At 72.8% G+C, this 21,503-nt stretch carries 20 protein-coding genes and 1 riboswitch; of the genes, 7 read left to right on the top strand and 13 right to left on the bottom strand.

What is annotated here, in order from left to right; translation table 11 throughout:
- The 3 genes from ACIBIW_RS36355 (at window position 1) to ACIBIW_RS36365 (ending at window position 1,963) form a co-directional block, all read left to right on the top strand.
- Entirely contained in the window at window positions 1–324 is a 324-nt protein-coding gene (locus tag ACIBIW_RS36355; RefSeq protein WP_399342761.1) for a 2Fe-2S iron-sulfur cluster-binding protein, read from the top strand.
- On the top strand, window positions 321–1,031 hold the full coding sequence (locus ACIBIW_RS36360; protein WP_399342763.1) for a class II aldolase/adducin family protein: 711 nt from the start codon (window positions 321–323) through the stop codon (window positions 1,029–1,031). The genes ACIBIW_RS36355 and ACIBIW_RS36360 overlap by 4 nt, the downstream gene beginning before the upstream one ends.
- A 104-nt stretch (window positions 1,032–1,135) precedes the next feature.
- Window positions 1,136–1,963 (top strand): IclR family transcriptional regulator C-terminal domain-containing protein, encoded by an 828-nt coding sequence (locus ACIBIW_RS36365; RefSeq protein ID WP_399342765.1) that lies wholly within the window; start codon window positions 1,136–1,138, stop codon window positions 1,961–1,963.
- A gap of 62 nt (window positions 1,964–2,025) precedes the next feature.
- Here ACIBIW_RS36365 and ACIBIW_RS36370 read toward each other — a convergent pair whose 3' ends face one another.
- The 5 genes from ACIBIW_RS36370 to ACIBIW_RS36390 form a co-directional block, all read right to left on the bottom strand.
- The gene (locus ACIBIW_RS36370; RefSeq protein ID WP_399342766.1) at window positions 2,026–3,018 is read right to left on the bottom strand and encodes an ABC transporter substrate-binding protein; all 993 of its coding nucleotides are present in this window, start codon (window positions 3,016–3,018) and stop codon (window positions 2,026–2,028) included.
- A 16-nt stretch (window positions 3,019–3,034) separates the two neighbouring features.
- Window positions 3,035–4,813, bottom strand: a complete 1,779-nt coding sequence (locus ACIBIW_RS36375; protein WP_399342768.1) for a thiamine pyrophosphate-binding protein — start codon at window positions 4,811–4,813, stop codon at window positions 3,035–3,037.
- On the bottom strand, window positions 4,800–6,248 hold the full coding sequence (locus ACIBIW_RS36380; protein ID WP_399342770.1) for an aldehyde dehydrogenase family protein: 1,449 nt from the start codon (window positions 6,246–6,248) through the stop codon (window positions 4,800–4,802). The genes ACIBIW_RS36375 and ACIBIW_RS36380 overlap by 14 nt, the downstream gene beginning before the upstream one ends.
- A 135-nt stretch (window positions 6,249–6,383) precedes the next feature.
- On the bottom strand, window positions 6,384–7,202 hold the full coding sequence (locus ACIBIW_RS36385; RefSeq protein WP_399342771.1) for an alpha/beta fold hydrolase: 819 nt from the start codon (window positions 7,200–7,202) through the stop codon (window positions 6,384–6,386).
- A gap of 2 nt (window positions 7,203–7,204) precedes the next feature.
- Window positions 7,205–8,023 carry a VOC family protein gene (locus tag ACIBIW_RS36390; RefSeq protein ID WP_399342772.1) on the bottom strand — a complete coding sequence of 273 codons (819 nt, stop codon included), beginning with the start codon at window positions 8,021–8,023 and terminating at the stop codon, window positions 7,205–7,207.
- 283 nt (window positions 8,024–8,306) lie between these two features.
- Between ACIBIW_RS36390 and ACIBIW_RS36395 the strand changes: the two genes are divergently transcribed.
- Entirely contained in the window at window positions 8,307–9,116 is an 810-nt protein-coding gene (locus ACIBIW_RS36395) for a PhzF family phenazine biosynthesis protein (protein ID WP_399342774.1), read from the top strand.
- Window positions 9,117–9,131: 15 nt separating this feature from the next.
- Here ACIBIW_RS36395 and ACIBIW_RS36400 read toward each other — a convergent pair whose 3' ends face one another.
- Together ACIBIW_RS36400 and ACIBIW_RS36405 are read right to left on the bottom strand one after the other, a co-directional pair.
- Window positions 9,132–9,932, bottom strand: coding sequence for a CPBP family intramembrane glutamic endopeptidase (locus ACIBIW_RS36400; RefSeq protein WP_399342802.1), 801 nt, complete (start codon window positions 9,930–9,932; stop codon window positions 9,132–9,134).
- Window positions 9,933–10,033: 101 nt separating this feature from the next.
- Window positions 10,034–11,539: a glutamate--cysteine ligase gene (locus ACIBIW_RS36405; protein WP_399342776.1), complete on the bottom strand. Its 1,506-nt coding sequence runs from the start codon at window positions 11,537–11,539 to the stop codon at window positions 10,034–10,036.
- A 551-nt stretch (window positions 11,540–12,090) separates the two neighbouring features.
- Here ACIBIW_RS36405 and ACIBIW_RS36410 point away from each other — a divergent pair.
- Window positions 12,091–12,669, top strand: a complete 579-nt coding sequence (locus tag ACIBIW_RS36410; protein WP_399342778.1) for a hypothetical protein — start codon at window positions 12,091–12,093, stop codon at window positions 12,667–12,669.
- A gap of 383 nt (window positions 12,670–13,052) precedes the next feature.
- The gene (locus tag ACIBIW_RS36415) at window positions 13,053–13,259 is read left to right on the top strand and encodes a DUF5999 family protein (RefSeq protein ID WP_399342804.1); all 207 of its coding nucleotides are present in this window, start codon (window positions 13,053–13,055) and stop codon (window positions 13,257–13,259) included.
- A gap of 67 nt (window positions 13,260–13,326) precedes the next feature.
- On the opposite strand, the gene gcvP is transcribed toward ACIBIW_RS36415, so the two are convergent.
- Complete coding sequence (gene gcvP, locus ACIBIW_RS36420; protein WP_399342780.1) at window positions 13,327–16,212, bottom strand: aminomethyl-transferring glycine dehydrogenase; 2,886 nt, start codon at window positions 16,210–16,212, stop codon at window positions 13,327–13,329.
- 169 nt (window positions 16,213–16,381) lie between these two features.
- Window positions 16,382–16,477: riboswitch (glycine riboswitch) on the bottom strand.
- Between the two features lie 113 nt (window positions 16,478–16,590).
- Between gcvP and ACIBIW_RS36425 the strand changes: the two genes are divergently transcribed.
- The gene (locus ACIBIW_RS36425; protein ID WP_399342782.1) at window positions 16,591–16,968 is read left to right on the top strand and encodes a PRC-barrel domain-containing protein; all 378 of its coding nucleotides are present in this window, start codon (window positions 16,591–16,593) and stop codon (window positions 16,966–16,968) included.
- 28 nt (window positions 16,969–16,996) lie between these two features.
- Here the strand turns inward: ACIBIW_RS36425 and ACIBIW_RS36430 are convergent, their stop codons facing one another.
- The 5 genes from ACIBIW_RS36430 to ACIBIW_RS36450 all read right to left on the bottom strand — a co-directional run bounded on the left by ACIBIW_RS36430 (window position 16,997) and on the right by ACIBIW_RS36450 (window position 21,497).
- Window positions 16,997–18,391, bottom strand: a complete 1,395-nt coding sequence (locus ACIBIW_RS36430; RefSeq protein ID WP_399342784.1) for a DNA polymerase IV — start codon at window positions 18,389–18,391, stop codon at window positions 16,997–16,999.
- 64 nt (window positions 18,392–18,455) lie between these two features.
- Window positions 18,456–19,085 (bottom strand): MerR family transcriptional regulator, encoded by a 630-nt coding sequence (locus ACIBIW_RS36435; RefSeq protein ID WP_399342785.1) that lies wholly within the window; start codon window positions 19,083–19,085, stop codon window positions 18,456–18,458.
- 192 nt (window positions 19,086–19,277) lie between these two features.
- The gene (locus tag ACIBIW_RS36440) at window positions 19,278–19,751 is read right to left on the bottom strand and encodes a bifunctional nuclease family protein (RefSeq protein ID WP_399342787.1); all 474 of its coding nucleotides are present in this window, start codon (window positions 19,749–19,751) and stop codon (window positions 19,278–19,280) included.
- A gap of 107 nt (window positions 19,752–19,858) precedes the next feature.
- Window positions 19,859–20,599, bottom strand: a complete 741-nt coding sequence (locus tag ACIBIW_RS36445; protein ID WP_399342789.1) for a MerR family transcriptional regulator — start codon at window positions 20,597–20,599, stop codon at window positions 19,859–19,861.
- A gap of 19 nt (window positions 20,600–20,618) precedes the next feature.
- A complete protein-coding gene (locus ACIBIW_RS36450) occupies window positions 20,619–21,497 on the bottom strand; it encodes an FHA domain-containing protein (protein ID WP_399342805.1) in 879 nt (292 codons plus the stop codon).
- Window positions 21,498–21,503: the final 6 nt, after the last annotated feature.

Here is a 21,503-nt window from a genome sequence, read left to right on the forward strand (position 1 = left end):
TTGCCCGAGGTCACCTACCGGCAGCCCGACGGCTCCCACGTCACCCACACCGCGGTCACCGGCACCAGCGTCATGCAGGCCGCCGTGCTCCACGGGGTCGAGGGCATCGTGGCCGAGTGCGGCGGCTCCATGATGTGCGCCACCTGCCATGTCTACGTGGCCGACGCATGGGCCGCGCGGCTGCCGCCGATCGAGGAGGTGGAGGACGAGATGCTGGACTCGACCGCCGCGCCGCGCCGTGCCACCAGCCGCCTCTCCTGCCAGATCGTCCTCGGCGCCGACACCGACGGCATCGTGGTCGACACCCCGGAGTGCCAGCAGTGAACGAGGTGGACCCGGTGCGCGAGACCGTGCGCGCCAACACCGCGCTCGCCGCCGCGGGCCAGTCGGACATGGTGTGGGGGCACGCCTCGGTGCGTGACCCGGAGGGGCGCGGGGTGTGGATGAAGGCGTCGGGCTGGGGCTTCGAGGAGATCGACGCGGACCGGGTGGTGCTGGTCTCGCCCGACGGGGAGGTCCTCTCCGGCGGCGGCAGACGGCATATCGAGTACCCCATCCACACCGAACTGCTGGCGGCGCGGCCCGACGCGGGGGCGGTGGTGCACACCCACTCGACGGCGGCGGTCGCCTTCGCCGCCCTCGACGTGCCGCTGCGCGCCCTCTCGCACGACGCGGTGCCCTTCGTACGCCCCGATGTGCCGCGGTTCACCGGCACCGGGAGCCTCGTCATGACCCGGGCGCTCGGCGGTGAGCTGGCCGCGGCGGTGGGCGAGGCGGCCGGGTGCCTGGTGCCGCAGCACGGGCTCGTCACGGTGGGGCCCGACGCGGCGAGCGCGGTGATGTACGCGGTGCTGCTCGACCGGGCCTGCCGCACCCAGTTGACCGCGATGGCGGCGGGCCCGCTGCGGCGCTGGTCCGACGACGAGGAGATCGCCCGCAAGCTCCGCGAGACCTGGCCGGCGTCCCAACTCCACGCCGGCTACCGGTATCTGTGCCGCCTCGCGGAGCGCACGGGACGCATGGGACGGTAGCCGCCACGGGCCGCGGCGGCGGACGTACAACCCCCGAGACCTGACGAAAACTTGACCCCACGTCCGTACTGTGAACGAAAGTTCATCTGGTGTATCGTCGCGCCATGGCAGACGATGGCGAGAACGCGGGGACCGGTCAGCCCGCTCCCGGCCAGGGGTACGTGCAGTCGCTCGCACGCGGTCTGGCGGTCATCCGGTCGTTCGACGACGAGCACCCGGAGATGACGCTGAGCGAGGTCGCACGCCGCACGGGACTCGCCCGCGCGGCGGCCAGGCGCTTCCTGCTCACCCTCATCGAGCTGGGCTACATCCAGAGCGACGGACGGCTGTTCCGCCTGCGCCCCAGGGTACTCGAACTGGGGTACGCGTACCTGTCCAGCGTGCCGCTGCCCCGCCTCGCCGAGCCGCACCTGGAGAAACTGGTCGACCAGGTGCACCGCTCGGCCTCGCTGGCGATCCTGGACGGCACCGACATCGTCTACGTCGCCCGCACCGCGCACGCCAGGATCATGGCCGTGAGCATCACCGTCGGCACCCGGTTCCCCGCGTACTGCACCTCGATGGGCAGGGTGCTGCTCGCCGCGCTCTCCCCCGAACAGCTCGACGGCTACTTCGCCAAGGTGGAGCTGGCGGCGCGCACCCCCAAGACGGTCACCGACGAGAACGCCCTGCGGACCGCGCTCGACCAGGTCAGAAGCAGCGGAGTGGCGCTGGTGAACCAGGAGTTCGAGACCGGTCTGCGCTCCATGGCGGTGCCGGTGCACGACCGCACGGGCGCGACGGTGGCGGCCATGAACATCTCGCTGCCGACGGTCCTCGGCTCCCTCGCCGCCGCCAAGCGCGAGATCCTGCCGCCGCTGCGGGAGGCCGCCCGCCAGCTCGGCGAGGACCTGAAGCGGGTGCCCGCGCTGCCCCCGCTCTCCACCGGCTGACCCGGCCGCACACCACGAGGGGCCGCGACCCGGCAGGTCGCGGCCCCCGTGTCCGTGCGCCGTCAGATACGCACGGTGTCCAGGGTGCTCGGCCAGAACAGCTCCTCGGGTTCCAACGCCCTTTGCAGTACGCCCTGTTCGTGCGCGTAGCGGAGGAAGGTGGCCAGTGTGTGCCGGTTGGCCGCGACCCCGTACGGCCAGGGCCCGTCGGCGCCGAAGCCCGCGGTGGTGACGGCCGTGTAGTCCTGGAGCCACGGCACCGGGTACAGCGACGCCGACATGTTGGTCAGCCGCTCGACGCTGCGCTCCTTGGCCTGCTCGAAGCCCTTGAGGAGAGTGGTGGGCAGCCAGGGGTGCCGCTCGACGACGTCGGCGCGCACCACCACCATGTGCATGATGGGGAACACCCCGGTCTCCCGCCAGTACGCCGCCTCCGCGGCACCCGCGTCGCGGAAGAGCCGTACCACCCGCCCGGGGTCCTCCTCGAAGCAGCGCGGCGGGTGCGCGCTGAGCACGGCGTCGAGTTCGCCGTCGAGGAGCATGCCGCTGAGGCTGCGGTCCGCGACCCGGGTCAGCTCCACCCCGTCCGGCGGGCTGACCCGCACCTTCTCTGCGCGTCCCGGCTCGTTGACACCCGCCTGGAACCAGGCGACGTCCTCCAGTGCGACGCCGTAGCCGTGGGTCAGCAGGCCCCTGCTGTAGACGGCGGCCGTCTGCGCCCACTCGGGCACCCCGACCCGTCTGCCCGCCAGGTCGCCCGGGGTGCGGATGCCGGAGGACGCGAGGACATACGCGGAGGAGTGCCGGAACATCCGGGAGGGGAAGACCGGGATGCCCACCAGGGAGGTGTCGCCCTGGGAGACCAGGGCGGAGAACTTGGCGAGCGAGATCTCGGAGACGTCCCACTCGCGGTACTTGATGAAGCGGTGGAACACCTCCTCGACGGGCAGGTCAAGATGGCGGATGCGCACGCCCTCGCACCGCACGGCGCCCGAGGCGAGGTCCATCACATGGTCGTAGTGGCCCAGGCCCATGGTCACAACAAGGTCGGTCATGGTTCGGCTCGATTCGTCAGGGCCGGGGCATCCGGGCGTCGACGACGGCCACGCCGCCCGCCCTGACCTCGGCGATGGCCTCGCCCAGCGCGGTGCGCAGGGTGCCGACGCTCTCCACCGGGCCGAAGCCGCGCGCCCCCTGGGCGGTGGCCAGGCCGAGGACGTCCAGCGGCGGGTCGACGAGGGTGGTGGCGATGCCCCGGTTGGCGTCGGGCCGTGCGCGGGTGGCCGCGACCCTGGACTGGTGGGTGACGTCGTTGAGATAGGCCATGTTGTTGGCCACGACGAGCAGCAGCGGCAGCCGGTAGTGCGCGGCGGTCCACAGCGCGGTGACGCCCATGGAGTAGTCGCCGTCGCCGAGCACGGCCACCGGCAGGCGCCCGCTGCCGAGCAGCGCGAGCGCGCCGCCGACGGCCATGCCGGGCCCGGAGCCGAGACCGCCGCCGCCGTCCATGCCGAGGTAGTCCATCGGCCCGGTCAACGGCCAGGCGTCCTCCGGCCAGTTGAGGGTGGCCCTGATGAGCGTGGCCGGCTGCGCGGCGCACGCCTCATGCACGGTCCTGGCCAGCGCGTCGAGCGTGAGCGGCGCGGCGGCGTCCGGCCGCTCGGTCTCCGGCTCGGGCCGAGGCTCGGGATGTGTCGGGTACGGCGGCGTGGCGGGGGTGCGCAGTGTGCGCAGCCGTTCCAGGAGCGGGCCGACCACGTCGTCGGGGTGTCCGGTGAGGGTGACGTCGACGGGGCCCGGCCAGAAGTCGAGTTGGGTGTAGCCGCGGACGTTCTGGTGGGCCAGGGTGGCGTGGACGACCGTGGTGTGCTCCTGTCCCGCGTCGCGCAGCGCGGTGCCCAGGTCGAGCCAGTCGAGGGAGAGGACGACGTCGGCTGCGGCCACCGCGGCCCGGCCGCGCGCCGTCAGCCTGATGCCGGTGTCGCGGTGGTGCAGCGGGTGCCGGGTGGGGAAGGACGCGGTCTGTTTGAGGTCGGTGACCACCTCGGCGCCGAGGAGTTCGGCGAGCGCGACCCGCTGGTCCCAGGCTTCCCCGCTGGTGGAGGTGCGTCCGACGAGGATGACGGGGTGCTCGGCCCCGGCCAGCAGCCGTGCGGCGCGGTCGAGTTCCGCGTCGGCGGGCACGGGTGCGGGCAGCGGCGGGAAGCGGTGGGCGTCGGCCAGCAGGTCGCTGCCGTCGTGCGGCTCTTCGAGCAGTTCGCTGTCCAGGGACACGTAGACGGGTCCCCTGGGCGCCCCGGCGGCGAGTTGGGCGCCGCGCAGCAGGGAGCGTACCGCCGCGGGCAGGGAGCCTGGCTGGTCGTCCCACTTCAGGAAGGGGCGGACGAGGGCGGCCTGGTCGGTGAAGGTGTGGACCCAGTCGGTCCAGGCCCTGCGGTGGTGGGTGTCGGCGGGGCCGCCCGCGCCGAGGACGAGCAGGGGCGCCTGGTCGCAGTAGGCGTTGTACAGGGCCATGCTCGCGTGCATCAGGCCGACGTTGCTGTGCAGGGCGACGGCCATGGGGCGCCCCGCGGCCTTGGCGTAGCCGTGGGCGACGGCGACCGCGTGCTCCTCGTGGAGGCAGAGGACGAGCTGCGGGTGGTGGTTGCCCTGGTGGTTGACGATGCTGTCGTGCAGGCCCCTGAACGTGGCCCCGGGGGTGAGCGCGACGTAGCGGAGCGACAGCGCGCGCAGGGTGTCGGCGACGACGTCGCTCGCCCACTCCTGGGCGGTGGCGGGCTCTCCTGCCGGGATCTCGGAGGGTGCGGTGCCGGGGCGTGCGGTGGTCCCGCGCTGCTCAGATGTTGACATGGACGAACTTGCTCTCCGTGTAGCTGTACAGCTCCTCGATGCCCTCTTCCCTGCCGAGGCCGCTGTTCTTGACGCCGCCGAAGCCGGTCCCCGTGAAGTGCTTGGAGACGTCGTTGACCCAGACGTATCCGGCGTCGACCCGGCGCACGGTGGTGAGGGCGGTGTCGAGGTCGCGGGTCCAGACGGAGGCGGTGAGGCCGTACTCGACGTCGTTGGCCATGCGGATGACCTCGTCGGGGTCCGACCAGCGCACGACGGAGAGCACGGGCCCGAAGACCTCCTCCCCGAACACCCGCATGCCGGGCTTCACTTCGGTGCAGACGGTGGGCGCCACCCAGTACCCGGCGGGGAACTGATCCCCCCTCAGACCGCGGCCGCCGGTGGCGATGCGGGCGCCGTCCTCGCGGGCCGCCTCGATGTAGTGGAGCGCCTTGTCGTACTGGGCACGGGAGTTGACGGGGCCCATGTCAGACGCCTCGTCGAGTGGGTCGCCGATGCGCAGGCCCTCGACGAGCGACGTGATCTCCTCGACCACGCGGTCGTGGACATCCTCGTGGAGGAAGAGCCTGCTCATCGAGCCGCAGGACTGCCCGGCCCAGGCGAAGTTCATTCCCGCGACGGCGGCGGGCACCGCCTTGGCGAGGTCGGCGTCGGGGAACACGATCATCGGGTTCTTGCCGCCGAGTTCCAGGGTGACGTTCTTGACGCCGGACTCGGCGGCGGTGCGCTGGATGCGCATGCCGGTGGCGGCGGAGCCGATAAAGGCGATACGGCGGACCCGGGGGTCGCGCACAAGCGGCTCGCCGGTGGCGGCGCCGAGTCCGGTGACGATGTTGACCACGCCGGGCGGCAGCACCTCGCGGCACACCTCGGCGAGCAGGGACGCGGACAGCGGCGACTGCTCCGACGGCTTGATGACGAGGGTGTTGCCCGCGGCCAGGGGCGCGGCGAGCTTGGCCGCGGCGAACTGGACGGGGTGGTTGAAGGGGATGATCCGGGCGACCACCCCGTAGGGCTCGCGCACCGAGTAGTGCAGGCCCGAGGCGGTGGCGGGCACGGTCTCGCCCTTGAGTTCGAGGCCGAGCCCCGCGTAGTACTCCAGGCTCTCGATGGCGCGGCTGACGTCGCTGCGCATCTTGCGGATGGTGTTGCCGGTGTCGCGCACTTCGAGTTCGAGGATCTCCTCGCCGCGTTCGGCGAGTTTCGCCGCGAGCGCCCGCAGGTGTCCCGCGCGCTCCTGTGCGGAGAGCGCCCGCCAGCCGGGGAAGGCGTCCTGTGCGGCGCCGACGGCGCGGGCGATGTCGGTGGCGGTGCCCGCCGGGGTGCGTCCGATGACCTGCTCGTCGGCCGGGTTCACCGAGTCGAGCCACTCTCCCGAGTCGCTGCCGGTCAGCTCGCCACCGATCAGCATCGGGTACGGGGCAGGTGCACTCACTGAAGCTCCTCGTTCGTTCTCGCGTACGGCGGTGTGTGCGCCGGTGTGGGTGCGTCGGCGCCCCGCTCCCCCGGGGCGCCGACGCGGGACCCCGGGGGGTGCCGGTGCACCGGGCCGTGGCGGCCCGGGCGCGGCTCAGCCGTGTCCGGTGACGAAGTCCCCGACGACACGGGCGAACTCCTCCGGCGCCTCCCAGGGCAGCAGGTGTGCCGCGTGCGGCACGAGCGCGTAGTGCCCGCCGGGGTGTGCGGCGCGGGCGGCCTCGACGCGCTCGCCGACCCGGCCGGGTTCCGCCGCCCCGTACAGGAAGAGGGCGGGGACGGTGAGTTCGCCGAGGCGGGCGCGGAGCCCCTTGTTGCCTCCGCCGCCCGCGCGGGCGATCCTGTCGCGCTCCTGGAAGGCCGTGAAGTGGGCGCCGGTGCTGAGCGCGTACCGGGCGCGCACGGCCTCGTCGGTGGCGAGGGCGGGGTCGTGGAGGTTGGCTTCGAGCTGAGCGCGTACCTCGTCGAGGGTGGGTTCGCGCCCCGGGTCGCCCTGGTGGCCCTCGGCGTGGCCCGCGGGTGCGGGCCCGGTGGCGGGCGGCAGCAGGCTCCCGGTGGCCACGGCGGTGACGGTGCGTACGGTGTCCGGGTGTTCGAGGGCGTGCCCGACCACCATGCCGCCGGACTGGGAGTGTCCGACGAGATGGGCCGTCCGGATGCCGAGGGTTGTGAGGAACTGCCCCAGGAACGCGGCGCGTTCGGGCAGCGAGTGGCCGGGGGACGCGTCGGTGCCGCCGAACCCGGGCTGGTCGTAGGCGACGGCCCGCAGCCCCCGTGCGGCCAGACGGGGCAGGCAGCGCTCCCAGGTGGCGAGGGACGAGCCGAGCGAGGCGCCGTGCACGAGCACCACCGGCGTCCCGCCCGTCCCGGCCTCGACCCAGTGGGTGCGGGCGCCCGCGACGTCGGTGTGCACCGTTACGCCGCGGCACGCACGTCGAGCAGGATGCCGTCCGGGTCGGCGAGTTGGTAGTCGGACCCGGCGGGGCAGTCGGCCATGTCGCGCACCCGGCGGTTGGCCTCGGGGCTCACCTCGTAGGTACGGGGCGCGAGGGAGGGGTTGGCCTTGATCCGCTTGGCCAGTTCGGCCTTGAAGTCGTCGAGGGAGTCGACCACGAAGCCGAAGTGGTCCATCGAGGGGCGGGCGATGCCGGTGCCGAGGAAGTGGCCGATGGTCCAGGGCACGATGACGATCTCGATGGTGCCGTCGGTGAGGGTGACGGCGTCGCCCGCGGCCCGCGGGGGCTCGACCCGCTTCAGCTCCAGGACGTCCTGGTAGAAGGAGGCGACCTCGGTGTGCCGCATGGTGCGCAGCATGAAGTGGCTGAAGCGGCTGGGGCCCGACTGCTCGTGCTCCTCGGCGTAGACACCGCCGCGGTTGCTCAGGCCCGCCTGGGAGAGGTCGAAGACGTTGCCCGCGGGGTCGTGGGCGCTGTAGGCGGCGAAGGGGCGGTTGCTCGGGCGCTTGACCGCGTCGAGGTCGGGGTACAGCTCGCGGGCCCGTGCCAGGGTGGCGTCGAGGTCGTCCACCTCGAAGCCGAAGTGGTCGAGCCCGGCCTGCCTGCCGGGCTTGCGGGGGTTGATGTTGAGGCCCACGTAGCCGTCGGTGAGGTTGGCGGCCGCGGCGGACTTCTTCAGGTCGCTGGGCCCCTGGAGCCCGAAGACCGCGGCGTAGAAGGTACCCATCAGCGCGAACTGGTCGCTCACGATCGCGATGTGGTTGATACGGGTGGCCATGGGCGCGCTCCTGTTGCTGATGGACCCCTTCAGTGCACTAGGTGAACTTAAGTCCACCATGCGAACGTCAGCGTGGCACAGGCGGCTGACACCGTCAAGGGAGGTGGCGGGCCTCGCCGGTGGGCGCACCGCCACCCATCGGGCCCCGGGAAAAAGGGACTTGGGGTACGTGCATCGGGGCGGTGGGTGCTCCGGCGCCGGGGGCGCGGCGGCGGACCGGGAAAGGGCCAGTCGGAGCGGATTGGCCTTGGTCGCGCCACGGCGCGGCTTCTACGCTTCCGGCATGCGCATTCGGATCGTGGACGCCTTCACCGACCGGCCCTTCGGGGGCAACCCCGCGGGGGTCGTGCTGCTCGACGCGTTCCCCCCTGACGACCGGCTCCAGCGGGTGGCCGCCGAGGTCAACCTGTCGGAGACCGCCTTCGCCCACCCGCTGCCGCCCGGCGGCGAGGCCGACTGGGCGCTGCGCTGGTTCACCCCGGGTACGGAGGTGGACCTGTGCGGGCACGCCACCCTCGCCACCGCGCACGTACTCGCCGCGGACGGCCGCGCCGGGGGGCCGGTGCGCTTCGCCAGCCGTGGCGGGCTCCTCACCGCGCGTGCCGGCGCCGGGGGCCGGATCACCCTCGACTTCCCCACCGCCCCGCTGACCGGGGTGGCGCCGCCCGCGGGCCTCGCGGACGCCCTCGGCGCCACGCCGCTGAGCGCCCACACCACCGCGGGCCCCACCGACGACATCCTGGTGGAGCTGGCCGACGAGCGCACGGTACGGGAGCTGGCCCCCGACCACCGCGCCCTCCGCGGGGCGTCGAAGCGGGGAGTGCTGGTGACCGCGCGCGCCGACGACCCCGGCGCCGGCTACGACTTCGTCTCCCGCTGCTTCTTCCCCGACGTCGGCATCGACGAGGACCCGGTCACCGGCAGCGCGCACACCTCGCTCGGCCTCTTCTGGGCGGGCCGCCTGGGGCGCTCCTCGCTCGTCGGCTTCCAGGCGTCGGCGCGCGGCGGCCTGGTCGGTACGGAGGTCAGGGGCGAGCGGACGCTGCTCACCGGCACCGCGGTCACCGTCATCGACGGCGAGCTGCTGGTGTGAAACCCGGCGGCCGGGTCAGGCGGTCGGGAGCCAGCCCACCTTGCCCGCGAGCAGCGCGTAGCCGACGAACGCGCCGATGTCGAGCAGGGAGTGCGCGGCGACCAGCGGTCCCACCCGGCCCCAGCGCCGGTAGAGCAGCACGAAGACCACGCCCATCGCCACGTTCCCGAGGAACCCGCCGACGCCCTGGTAGAGGTGGTACGAGCCGCGCAGTACGGCGCTCGCCGCGAGGGCGCCCATCGGTCCCCAGCCGAGCTGGCCGAGGCGCCGCAGCAGATAGCCGACCACGATGACCTCTTCGAGCACGGCGTTCTGCACCGCGGACAGGACGAGGACGGGGAACTTCCACCACACGTCCGGCAGTGCCTCGGGCACCACGGTCAGATTGAAGCCGAGGCCGCGTGCCGCGAGGTAGAACCCGATGCCGATGCCGCCGATCACCGCGGCCACCCCGGCGCCGCGGCCCAGGTCGGGCCAGGGCCTCGTCCGGTCGAAGCCGAGGGTGCGCGGCCCCGCGCCCTCCCGGGTCAGCAGGTGGAACACCAGCAGTACGGGCACGAGCGCGGTGGCGATGTCGAAGAGCTGCCAGGCGAGGTCGAGCCAGGGGCGGCCAGGGGCGGCGGAGGCGTTGAGGGTGGCGGCCTGGTCCTTGAGCCCTCCCGGCCTGGTGACGGAGCCGACGAAGGAGATCAGCGCCGACAGGCCGCTCGCGCCCAGGGAGAGGGCGAGCACCAGCAGGGTCTCGTGGCGCCAGGTGCGGCGCCGTGGCCCGTCGTCGGGCAGCTCCCGCGCCCCCGGTCCCGCCTCCGCCTGCACGTACGCCTCCCACTGACCGCGCTGCCCGGCCCCCATCCTCGCACCCGGTGCGGCATGGGTCCCGGCGGCCCCGGCTCGGGTGTCGCCGGGGCCGCCGGGGCTCACCCCGGCACTCCGGTGGGCCAGGTGTGCACGGGCTCGCCGAGGTGCATCAGCTCGCTGTAGCGCCGGGTGGTGGCGGCGAGGGCGTCCTCGCGGTCCGCGCCCGCGTCCAGGGCGCGGTGGAAGGTGTCGGCGAGCCAGGAGGCGCCGTTGACCCTGCGGTCGCAGCGCTGCTCGATGATGCCCAGGTAGCGGTCGCGCTCGTCGGGCTTCACGCCCCAGGCGTCGAGCCCCGCCGCGGCCAGCGGCAGCAGCTCCTCGCGGACCAGTTCTGTGGCGGCGACCTCCTCGGTGCCGCTGCGCCGCCTGCGGGGCCAGACCAGCCGGGCGTCGATGCCGTACCGGCAGGCGGCGTCGAAGTTGCGGGCGGCGGCCTCGAACGGGAGCAGGGTCCACACCGGGCGCGGCTCGTCGGCGAGGGCGCGCACCAGGCCGTAGAAGAAGGCGGCGTTGGCGACGACGTCGGCGATGGTGGGGCCCGCGGGCAGCACCCGGTTCTCCACCCTGAGGTGCGGGACGCCGTCGGTGACGCCGTAGACGGGCCGGTTCCAGCGGTAGACGGTGCCGTTGTGCAGAACCAGCTCCGACAGTTGCGGTACCTCGCCCTCCGCCAGGAGGCGTGCCGAATCCTCTTCGGCGCACAGGGGCAGAAGGGCGGGAAAGTAGCGTACGTTCTCCTCGAAGAGATCGTACGCGGAGCCGATCCAGCGCTCGCCGAACCAGGTGCGCGGGCGCACGCCCTGGGCCTTCAGCTCGGGCGGACGGGTGTCCACGGACTGCTGGAACAGGGGCGGGCGCGACTCGCGCCACAGCTCCCGGCCGAAGAGGAAGGGCGCGTTGGCGGCGACGGCGATCTGCGGCGCGGCGACCACCTGGGCGGCGTTCCAGGCGTCCGCGAACCGCTCGGGCCGCACCTGGAGATGGAGTTGGACGGAGGTGCAGGCGGCCTCGGGGGCAATGGAAGCGGACGTGGTGCTGAGCCGTTCCACACCGTCGATGTCCAGCGCGAAGTCCTCTCCGCGGGCGGCGACAATCTGCTCGTTGAGAAGCGCGAAGCGGTCGATGTCGGAGAGGTTCGCGGAAACCAGGTGTTGTCTGGCGAGAGTCGGAAGAATACCGATCATCACGATCCCGGCGTCGACCTCCTGAGCCTTCTCGTGGGCATGTGCGAGAGCCGCGTCAAGTTCCGCGGACAACTCTTCGAGAACGGCACCTTCAAAACGCCTCGGCGGGATATTGACTTCCAGGTTGAACATTCCCAGCTCGGTCTGGAAATCCATACCTGAGACCCGTTCGAGAACCTGCTCATTGAGCATCCGCGGCATACCGTCGGACCCCGCGAGATTCATCTCCATCTCCAGGCCCATCAGGTTCCGGGGCCCCTCGAAGCGGCCCTCGTCGAGCAGCCGGGCCAGCGCCGTCAGGCACTGCCCCAGCTTGTCGCGGAACCGCTGCCGATCGCGGCCGCTGATCGTGCCCTCGCCCGCGGAGACCTTCTCCCCCATCGCGGCACCCTCCTCGGTTTCCGGGGCTCCGCGCTTCGGCGGGAGCCGTCGTGGCTGCGTCGTGACAGGGAGGGTGCCCCGGACAATGTGTCCGTAACGCCACGGCGGGCACGTGGACCGAGTACGCTCATGGTGTCCTGGAGCACATTCACGGGGCCCATTCACGGGGCACAGGGGACGGGGCGGCGGCGGCAATGGCTCCGGGCAGGCGGGCGGTGCGGCACCAGAACGGCACATTCACGCCGCGTATGTGCCGGTAATCGCCGGTTAAATCGAGCCGTACAGGCGGTGCCAATTCCGACAGGTCAGGGCGTGCTTCCTCGCGCGCAATGAGGTGGCGTGCCCCATCATGGTGACCGAATAGTTTCTTGCCCGCAATACGGACGACCGCTAGCCGAAACGCGGCTAGAACGTATGTCGTATAAACTCCGCCCACGGGGCAGAGAGTTGGTGCTCGCGGACATCTCCGCCTTCCCGACCCCCGCCAGCCGACAGTGACGTCTGCACTTGCCCCGCTTCCTCATGCCTGTCGAATGAGAGGCGACCCCATCATGCCCCTGCATGCTCCCCCGGCTCCCGCCCCCGCCCTGCGCGGTGTCCTCGCGGCGCTCGGCTCCCCGTCCGCCGTACGAGAGGCGCGCATCCCGGCGCTGCGCTCCCCCCAGTCGCCACCCACCGCGGAGCTGCCACTGCCGGTGCATGTGATCGACCGTCCACCGGCCGAGGGTCCCCTCGCCCCGCGGCTCGCCGCCTGGCGCTTCGTGATCCGCTCGGCCGGGCGCCCGGTGGCCGCCGCCGACGCGGTGCCGACCCCCGACGGCTGGGTGTTCTCGCACTTCTTCGAGGGCCCGTACGCCGCCGCCACGGAGCGGGCGCTCGCCCAGGCCGAGACCCTGGCCGCCCCGTACCAGCCCAGGCTGCTCTCCGTCACCGGCCTCTACATGCTGACCCTGTGGCTGCACGGCGACCCGTCGGCCGACCCCGAGGCCGGGGAGCCGGCGCCGGACGATCTGCTGGTGCCGCTCGCGCCCGCGCCGCCCGGCATCGCCGCGCACCGCCCGCACCGGGCCGCCGAGCTGCTGCCCACGCTGACCGACCGGCTCGCCGCCGCGGCGCTGCTGACCGCGTGAGCGGAGCGCACCGCGCCTGGCACCCCTGCCCGAGGCGCCGTCCCGCACGGGGCGGCGCCTCCCGTGCGCCCGGCCACCACGGGCCACCGCCCCACCACGGCCCGCAGCCGCCACCCCCGCCGTGTCACACGGGGTGAGCTGGGCGCGACCCTGAGCGCCAGTGAACCGCACAGGTGTGTAACGCGTCTCCAACGAGTGAGACGCACTGTCGCGAAATACCTGCGGAGTCCGCTCCGCGGGGGTGAGACTGGACACACACAACTGAACGGCGGGGCTCAGGACCCCACCGATCCGACCACGGGGGAGCGGCCATGAACAGCCGCAGCACACAGACCGCACCATCGACCGACACCGACGTCACGACAGAGCGAAAGATCCCCGACATGTGCCAGCACCAACCACCGTGTCCGACCGCGGACTCAGCCGACCGGGAGGCCGCCCACCTGGTGGCGCACCACCCGGAGCAGGGCTGGAGCCTGCTGTGCAACGGCGTCCTCCTCTTCGAGGACACCGGTGAACTGCTGCCGGACGGCAAGGTCATCGCTCCGCACCGCCCCCTGGGCACCTCCAGGGTGATCACCGCCGCCTAGCGCCACGCCCCACGCGCCACCAGGGCCGGTCCCGTGTTTGCGGACCGGCCCCTTTTCGCGTCCCGGGTCAGTCGTCGTACGCCTCGGGCGGCGGGCAGGCGCACACCAGGTTGCGGTCCCCGTACGCCTGGTCGATGCGGCGCACCGGCGGCCAGTACTTGTCCGCCGCGTGCACCCCGGTCGGGAACACGGCCGTCTCGCGCCCGTACGGGTGGTCCCAGTCGCCCGCGAGGACGGCGGCGGTGTGCGGGGCGTTGCGCAGCGGGTTGTCCTCGCGGGGCCACTCCCCCGCCGCGACCTTCTCGATCTCGGCCCGGATCGCGATCATCGCCGCGCAGAAGCGGTCGATCTCCGTAAGATCCTCGCTCTCGGTGGGCTCGATCATGAGCGTTCCGGCGACGGGGAACGACATCGTGGGCGCGTGGAAGCCGTAGTCCACGAGCCGCTTGGCGACGTCGTCGACGCTGACCCCGGTGGCCTTGGTCAGCGGGCGCAGGTCGATCACGCACTCGTGCGCCACGAGGCCGCCGGGCCCCGTGTAGAGCACGGGGAAGTGGGGTTCGAGCCGCCTGGCGATGTAGTTGGCGCTCAGGACCGCGACCTGGGTGGCGCGCCGCAGCCCCTCGCCGCCCATCAGCCGTACGAACGCCCAGGAGATCGGGAGGATACCGGCCGAGCCCCAGGGCGCGGCGGCCACGGGGCCCGGGCCGGTCTCGGGGCCCGCGAGCGGCTGGAGCGGGTGGCCGGGGAGGTAGGGGGCCAGGTGCTCGCGCACCGCGACGGGGCCGACGCCGGGACCGCCGCCGCCGTGCGGGATGCAGAACGTCTTGTGCAGGTTGAGGTGCGAGACGTCCCCGCCGAACCTGCCGGGCCTGGCGAGCCCCATCAGCGCGTTCAGATTGGCCCCGTCCACGTAGACCTGGCCGCCCGCGTCGTGCACGGCGGCGCAGATCTCGGACACGTGCTCCTCGAACACGCCGTGCGTCGACGGGTACGTGATCATGAGCACCGCGAGCCTGTCACGGTGCTGCTCGATCTTGGCCCGCAGGTCGTCGGCGTCGATCTCGCCGTCGCCCGCGGTCTTCACCACGACCACCCGCATCCCGGCGAGCACCGCGCTCGCCGCGTTGGTGCCGTGCGCGGAGGACGGGATCAGGCAGACGGTGCGGCCGGCCTCGCCACGCGCCCTGTGGTAGCCGCGTACCGCGAGGAGCCCCGCAAGCTCGCCCTGGGAGCCGGCGTTGGGCTGGAGCGAGACACGGTCGTAGCCGGTGATCGCGGCGAGCCAGCCGGACAGCTCCCCGATGAGGGACAGATAGCCCTGGGCCTGCTCGCTGGGCGCGAAGGGGTGCAGCGCCCCGAACTCGGGCCAGGTCACGGGCTCCATCTCGGTGGTGGAGTTGAGCTTCATGGTGCAGGAGCCCAGCGGGATCATGCCGCGGTCCAGGGCGTAGTCCCGGTCCCCGAGGCGGCGCAGGTAGCGCAGCATCGAGGTCTCGGAGCGGTGCTCGTGGAAGACCGGGTGGGTGAGGTAGGCGTCGGTGCGCAGCAGCCCGGCCGGGAGCGCGTCGTCGGTGTCCTCGTCGAGCGCGGCGACCTCCGCCTCGACGCCGAACGCGCTCCACACCGTGCCGAGATGGTCCCTCGTGGTGGTCTCGTCGCAGGCGATGCCGACGTGGTCGGCGTCGGTCAGCCGCAGGTTGACCCCGCCGCCGCGGGCCGCCGCGACGACCTCCGCGGCGCGCCCGGGCACCCGGGCGGTCACCGTGTCGAAGAACGTCCCGTGGGTCACCTCCACGCCCCCGGCGCGCAGCCCCGCCGCGAGCAGCGTCGCGTACCTGTGGGTCCTGGCGGCGATGGCCCGCAGCCCCTCGGGGCCGTGGTAGACGGCGTACATCCCGGCCATCACGGCGAGCAGCACCTGGGCGGTGCAGATGTTGCTGGTGGCCTTCTCCCGGCGGATGTGCTGCTCCCTGGTCTGGAGCGCGAGCCGGTAGGCACGGTTGCCGTCGGCGTCCTGGGAGACCCCGACGAGACGTCCCGGCAGGCTGCGGGCGAAGTCCTCGCGTACGGACATGTAGCCCGCGTGCGGGCCGCCGAAGCCCATGGGGACGCCGAAGCGCTGGGTGGTGCCGACGGCGATGTCGGCGCCGAGCTGTCCCGGCGGGGTGAGCAGGGCGAGGGCGAGCAGGTCGGCGGCGACGGTCACCACGGCGCCCAGCTCGTGCGCCCGCTCGACCAGCGGCCGCAGGTCGCGTACGGCGCCCGAGGCGCCCGGGTACTGGAGCAGCACGCCGGTCACGCCGCGCTCGGCGACGGCGTCGGGCACCCCGTCGGCGAGGTCCGCCACGACGATCTCCACACCGGAGGGCTCCGCCCTGGTCCTGAGCACGGCGAGGGTCTGCGGCAGGGTGTCGGCGTCGACGAGGAAGACGCCGTCCTTGACCTTGCCGACCCGCCGGGAGAGCGCCATGGCCTCGGCGGCGGCCGTGCCCTCGTCGAGGAGGGAGGCGCCGGCCGTGGGCAGCCCGGTCAGGTCGGCGACCGTGGTCTGGAAGTTCAGCAGCGCTTCGAGGCGGCCCTGCGATATCTCCGGCTGGTAGGGCGTGTACGCGGTGTACCAGGCGGGGTTCTCCAGCACATTGCGGAGGATGACCGGCGGGGTGAAGGTGCCGTAGTAGCCGAGGCCGATCATGGAGTCGAGGACGGTGTTGCGCTCGGCGAGGCCCCGCAGGCTCGCCAGCACCTCCGCCTCGCTGCCCGCCTCGGGCAGCGGCAGCCGCTCGGTGCTCCTGATCACCTCGGGCACGGCGGCGTCCGTCAGCTCGTCGAGGGAGCCGTAGCCGACGTGCGCCAGCATCTTGGCGAGTTCCTGGGGCCCCGGACCGATGTGCCGCCGCTCGAAGGGGGCGGCGCGCTCAAGACGGGACAGCGGCGTGCGGTGGGCGTTCATGGCGGGGGCCTCCTGGTCTGCTGCGACCTGTGAGGGCACGGGGTGCCCGGACGGCCTCCCCCTCTGTCATACGACCTGAGAGCTTCACCGGCACGCCCTGGGGACGCCCGGCTTGCACCGTCGGTGAGAGCGGAAGACCGACCATGCCCGCTCTGCTTTCCAGAGTGGCCTCACCCGCGCGGTACGTGAGCCTGAGAGATTCCGGGGAGGATTTGCTCCTTCGGCGCCTCCGGCGGCCGCCGGAGGACTCTCCCGCTCGGGTTCTGCGGCCATCAGCAAGCCTACCAGCGGCCCCGCGGTCGGCACTCGGCTGGCCGACACCCCGTTCGTACCCTTTCGTAGGGGTGACGGATGGTTCTTCGGCAGTCGGGAGACAGCGTGCAGACGGATGTGAACCCGCGCCACCTGATCGGCCGCAAAGCGTTCGATCGCACCGGTTCGAAGATCGGGACCATCGACGAGGTCTATCTCGACGATGCCACCGGCTCACCCGAATGGGCGGCCATAAGGACGGGATTCTTCACCCGGGACGCCTTCGTGCCGCTGGAGCAGAGCAGGCTGGTGGGCGGGGTGCTGCGGGTGCCCTTCGACCGCTCCCTGATCCGGCACGCGCCGGACCTCGGGGTCGGACGCCACCTCTCCCCCGCCCAGGAGCTACAGCTCTGCCACCACTACGGGATCATGGTGGAGGGGGTGCGCGAGACCTGGCCCCCGGACCGCGACTTCGGGCACATCGCGGGCGAGGAACGGGACTGAGTCCGGGGCGCGGCGGCACCCGGTGCCGTCAGCCGGCGGTCTCCGGGCCCGGCGCGTCCTTCGGGGCCCGCGCCCCGTCGGGCACGAGCGGCAGCGGCCCGGCGGCCGTGAGGTCGGGGTCGTCGGCGGCGAAGGTGCGGACCCGGCCGGGGGCCGAGCCCGGGGTCTCGAAGCGCACGGTGACCCGGCCGAGGCCGCTGCCCTGCACCCAGCCGGGGCCGTGCCGCGCGTGCCGCACGTCGTGCCCGGCGAGCCAGCGCCTCGGCACCGGCGTGTCGTCCTGTTTCTCGGGCGCCTCGGGGCGCTCCCCGGTGTCCTCGGGCTCGGGGTGCGGCTCCTCCGCGGTGCCCGAAGCGGCCTGTGCGAACAGGTCCTCCTGGGTGAACCCGGCGAGTCCCGTGACGCCGACGCCGAGCAGCCGCACCCCGCCGGTGGTGTCCACGGACTCCAGCAGCCGCGCGGCCGCCTCCCGCACCACCGCGGGGTCGTCGGTGGGGCCGCGCAGCGTCTCCGAGCGGGTGAGCGTGGAGAAGTCGTAGCGGCGGACCTTCAGCACCACCGTGCGCCCCGAGCGCCCCGCCTCGCGCAGCCGCCGCACACAGCGGTCGGCGAGCCGCTGCACCTCGCCGCGCACCCGTACCCGGTCGTGGATGTCGGTGTCGTAGGTGTCCTCGACGGAGACGGACTTGGTGTCGCGCTCGGCGACGACGGGCCGCTCGTCCCTGGCCAGCGCCATCGCGTAGAGCCCCGCGCCGTGCGCCTTGCCGAGCAGCCGCACCAGCTCGTCCTTTCCGGCGTCCGCGATCTCCTGGACGGTGGTGATCCCGGCCCGCCGCAGATGGTCGCCGGTGGCGGGGCCGACGCCCGGCAGGGTGCGCACCGGGAGCGGTCCCAGCAGCTCGCGCTCGCTGCCCGCGTCAATGAGCACCAGGCCGTCGGGCTTGGCGCGCTCGGAGGCGATCTTGGCGAGCATCTTGGAGACGGCGAGCCCGACGGAGCCGCTGAGGCCGGTGACGGCCCTGATGTCGGCGCGCAGCCGTTCGCCGATGGCGCGGGCCGACGCGGCGTCGTCCGCGGCCCCCGACGCCTCCAGGTCGACGAAAGCCTCGTCCAGGCTGAGCGGTTCGACCAGCGGGGACAGGTTCCGCAGCAGGCCCATGACCTGCTCGCTGATGTCGCGGTAGAGCCCGAAGCGGGGCACGAGGTACGCGGCGTGTGGTGCGAGGCGCCTCGCCTGCCCCATGGGCATCGCGGAGTGCACCCCGAACCTGCGGGCCTCGTAGGAGGCGGTGGCGACGACGCCCCGGGGCCCGAGGCCGCCCACGATCACGGCCTTGCCGCGCAGGCTCGGCTTGGCCGCCTGCTCCGCCGAGGCGTAGAAGGCATCCATGTCGAGATGCATGATGGTGGGCTCGCGTCGCACGCCTCAGATGCTGCCGTATGCCACTGACATCGCGCCCGCCCGCCGCGCGAACGGGCGGGGGCGGTCAGACGGCGCGGTTGCGGCGGCGGGCCAGCTCGTCGGTGGGATGGCGGCCGACGAGGGTCTCACCGGTGTCGACCCGCTCGCCGTGGAGCTGGGAGAGGGCGGTCTGCACGTCGTGCCAGACGACCCCGACGGCGATGCCGAAGATGCCCTGGCCGCCCTGGAGGAGCTGGTGGACCTCGCCGGGCGAGGAGCACTCGTAGACCGTGGCGCCGTCGCTCATCAGCGTCATGCGTTCCAGGTCGGCGAGGGAGCGGCCGCGCAGATGGCGGACGGCGGTCCTGATGTTCTGCAAGGAGACGCCGGTGTCCAGGAAGCGCTTCACGATCTTCAGCACGACGACGTCGCGGAAGCTGTAGAGGCGCTGGGTGCCCGAGCCGTAGGCGGGCCTGACGCTGGGCTCGACCAGGCCGGTGCGCGCCCAGTAGTCGAGCTGCCGGTAGGTGATGCCCGCTGCCGCGCACGCCGCGGGGCCCCGATAACCAATCTGTTCCGCCCCCGGCCCGCCGTCGGCCGTGACCACGGCCGGGTGCGAGGATGGGGCGGCCGATGGGCCGTGTAGCGGGTACGGACCGCTCTCCACCGGACTGGGTCCGGCTCCCCCCGCCGTACCGTCGCCGCTGCTTCTCACGCCGACCTCCGTCCTTGACCTGCCTTGTCGACGGTAGGCAGTCACCAGGGGTGCGTCAACGATCGCCACACTCGGCACGCCGAGTGATAATCACCCTGCGGGTGGTTTTCCGCGCCCGTCGCCGGGGAAAGGCTAGCCGAATATGCCGGGCGAGACCGACTCAGGGCGGCCAGGACCGCCCGGACGGACGCGTTATTGGCTGTTGGTCCCGAAGTCCTCCGGCGAAATCTGGTCGAGGAACTCGCGGAACTTCTCCACCTCGTCCTCCTGCTCGTCCGGGATGGCGATTCCGGCGTCCTCAAGGACTCCGTCGCTGCCGTAGATCGGGGCGCCGATGCGCAGCGCCAGCGCTATCGCGTCGGAGGGGCGTGCGCTCACCTCGACCCCGCTGGCGAAGACCAGCTCGGCGTAGAAGATCCCCTCGCGCATCTCGGTGATGCGCACCTCGGTCAGCTCCTGGCCCACGGCTTCGAGCACGTCCTTGAACAGGTCGTGCGTCAGCGGTCTCGCCGGAGCCATGCCCTGCTGTGCGAAGGCGATGGCGGTCGCCTCCCCGGGGCCGATCCAGATGGGGAGGTAGCGATCGCCTCCCACTTCCCGCAGGAGCACGATCGGCTGGTTGGAGGGCATTTCGACCCGGACACCTACGACGTCGAGCTCGTTCACACAGCAACCCTAGGCCGTGCCCGGCACCTTTGGGTAGTCGGGCACCCGGCACACCGGCGATTCCCCGGTCGATATCCCGGCTTCCCGGGCGCGCGCGGGCGGGTGTGTCACGGCAGCCTGAGGCCGAGGGCGGCGCCCACGAGGGCGCTGTGCAACTGCTCCGTGAGGCCCGCGATCTCCCGGGCCGTGTCCTCCGCGTGCGCCCTGGTCTGCGGGTTCCGGTGCCGCCGCAGCGGCGCCACGACCTGTTCGACGAGGCCGGCCTCCCGCTCGGCGGACGCCTTGAGGGCGCGCAGGTGCCGGGCCTCGATGCCGAACCTGGCCAGTTCGGCCACCAGCTCGGCGACTTTCACCGATCCGGCGTCGTACTCCCCCTCGGCCACCGGTGTGACGAGGCCGTAGGACTCCCACTCGGCGAGCTGGGCGCCGTCGGCCCCCGCGGTGGTCAGCAGCTCCGCCCGGCCGACCCGGGCGGGCGGCGGCTCGGGCGCTTCGGCGGCGGGCGGCCCCGCTTCCTGCTGCTCCGCCGTGCCGCCCGGGGCCGCGGGAAGCGGCTCGCCGCGCTCCAGGGCGTCCAGGTGCTCGCGGATGACCTTCAGCGGCAGGTAGTGGTCCCGCTGCATCCGCAGGACCCGCGCGAGCCGCTCCACGTCGGCGGGCCGGAACTTCCGGTACCCCGAGGGGGTGCGCTCGGGCTCGACAAGGCCCTCGGACTCCAGGAACCTGATCTTGGAGATGGTGACCTCGGGGAACTCCGTGCGCAGGACGTTCAGCACGGCGCCGATGCTCATCGGGCGCCCGTCCGCCGCGGCGGCGCCGTCGCCGGCGCCGCCCGATGTTCGCAGCATCCGCCTCTTCCCTGTCGGGTCAGTGCTGGCTGGCGTAGAAGACCAGCCGGTACTTGCCGATCTGGACCTCGTCACCGCCCGCGAGTGCGACCGAGTCGATCCGCTCGCGGTTGACGTACGTGCCGTTCAGGCTGCCGACGTCGGCGACGCTGAACGCGCCGTCGGGGCCGCGCCTGAACTCCACGTGCCGCCGCGACACCGTCACGTCGTCGAGGAAGATGTCGCTCTGCGGGTGGCGGCCCGCGGTCGTCAGCTCCCCGTCGAGCAGGAAGCGGCTGCCCGAGTTCGGCCCGCGGCGCACCACCAGGAGCGCGGAGCCCAGCGGCAGCGCGTCCACCGCTGCCTGCGCCTCCGGGGAGAGCGCCGGGATCTGGGTCTGCCCGGTGGCCTCGGCGTCGTACGCCTCAAGGCCGGAGATGGAGATCGTGGACGTGGTCTCCGACGGGCGCTCGCTCGTGGCGCCCGCCCTCAGGGGCGCGCCGCAGTTCGAGCAGAAACGGCTGGCTTCCGCGTTGCGGTTGCCGCACCTCGTACACACCAGGGACGACATCGAGGGGTCCTCCTGCCGTGGCTGCCCACCAGGGGCTTGGGACGCATACGGATCGGGTGCGAACCCTCCACCTCCACTTGAGGTTGAAGGTTCCTGGAAACCTATGCGTCCCTGCACGGCAGGGTCAACAGCGGGCGCGCCCCGCCCGCCCGAATTGTCTCCGCCTGGAGCAGCGACCTCGTCGCGGAACAGCGGCCGCTCGGCCTCCTGCCCCTCGGGCTCTCCGTAGCGCGCGGCACGGTGTCTGGCGGAGCCACCACCGCCGTCGCGGGTGCTCTTGCCGAACAATTTCGAAAACAACTTCACGGGCGATTCCCCTTGACCGAAACAGACCCGCCCGTGGGGCAGGACGAA

This window comes from Streptomyces sp. NPDC050560 (assembly GCF_044457285.1).
Taxonomy (GTDB): domain Bacteria; phylum Actinomycetota; class Actinomycetes; order Streptomycetales; family Streptomycetaceae; genus Streptomyces.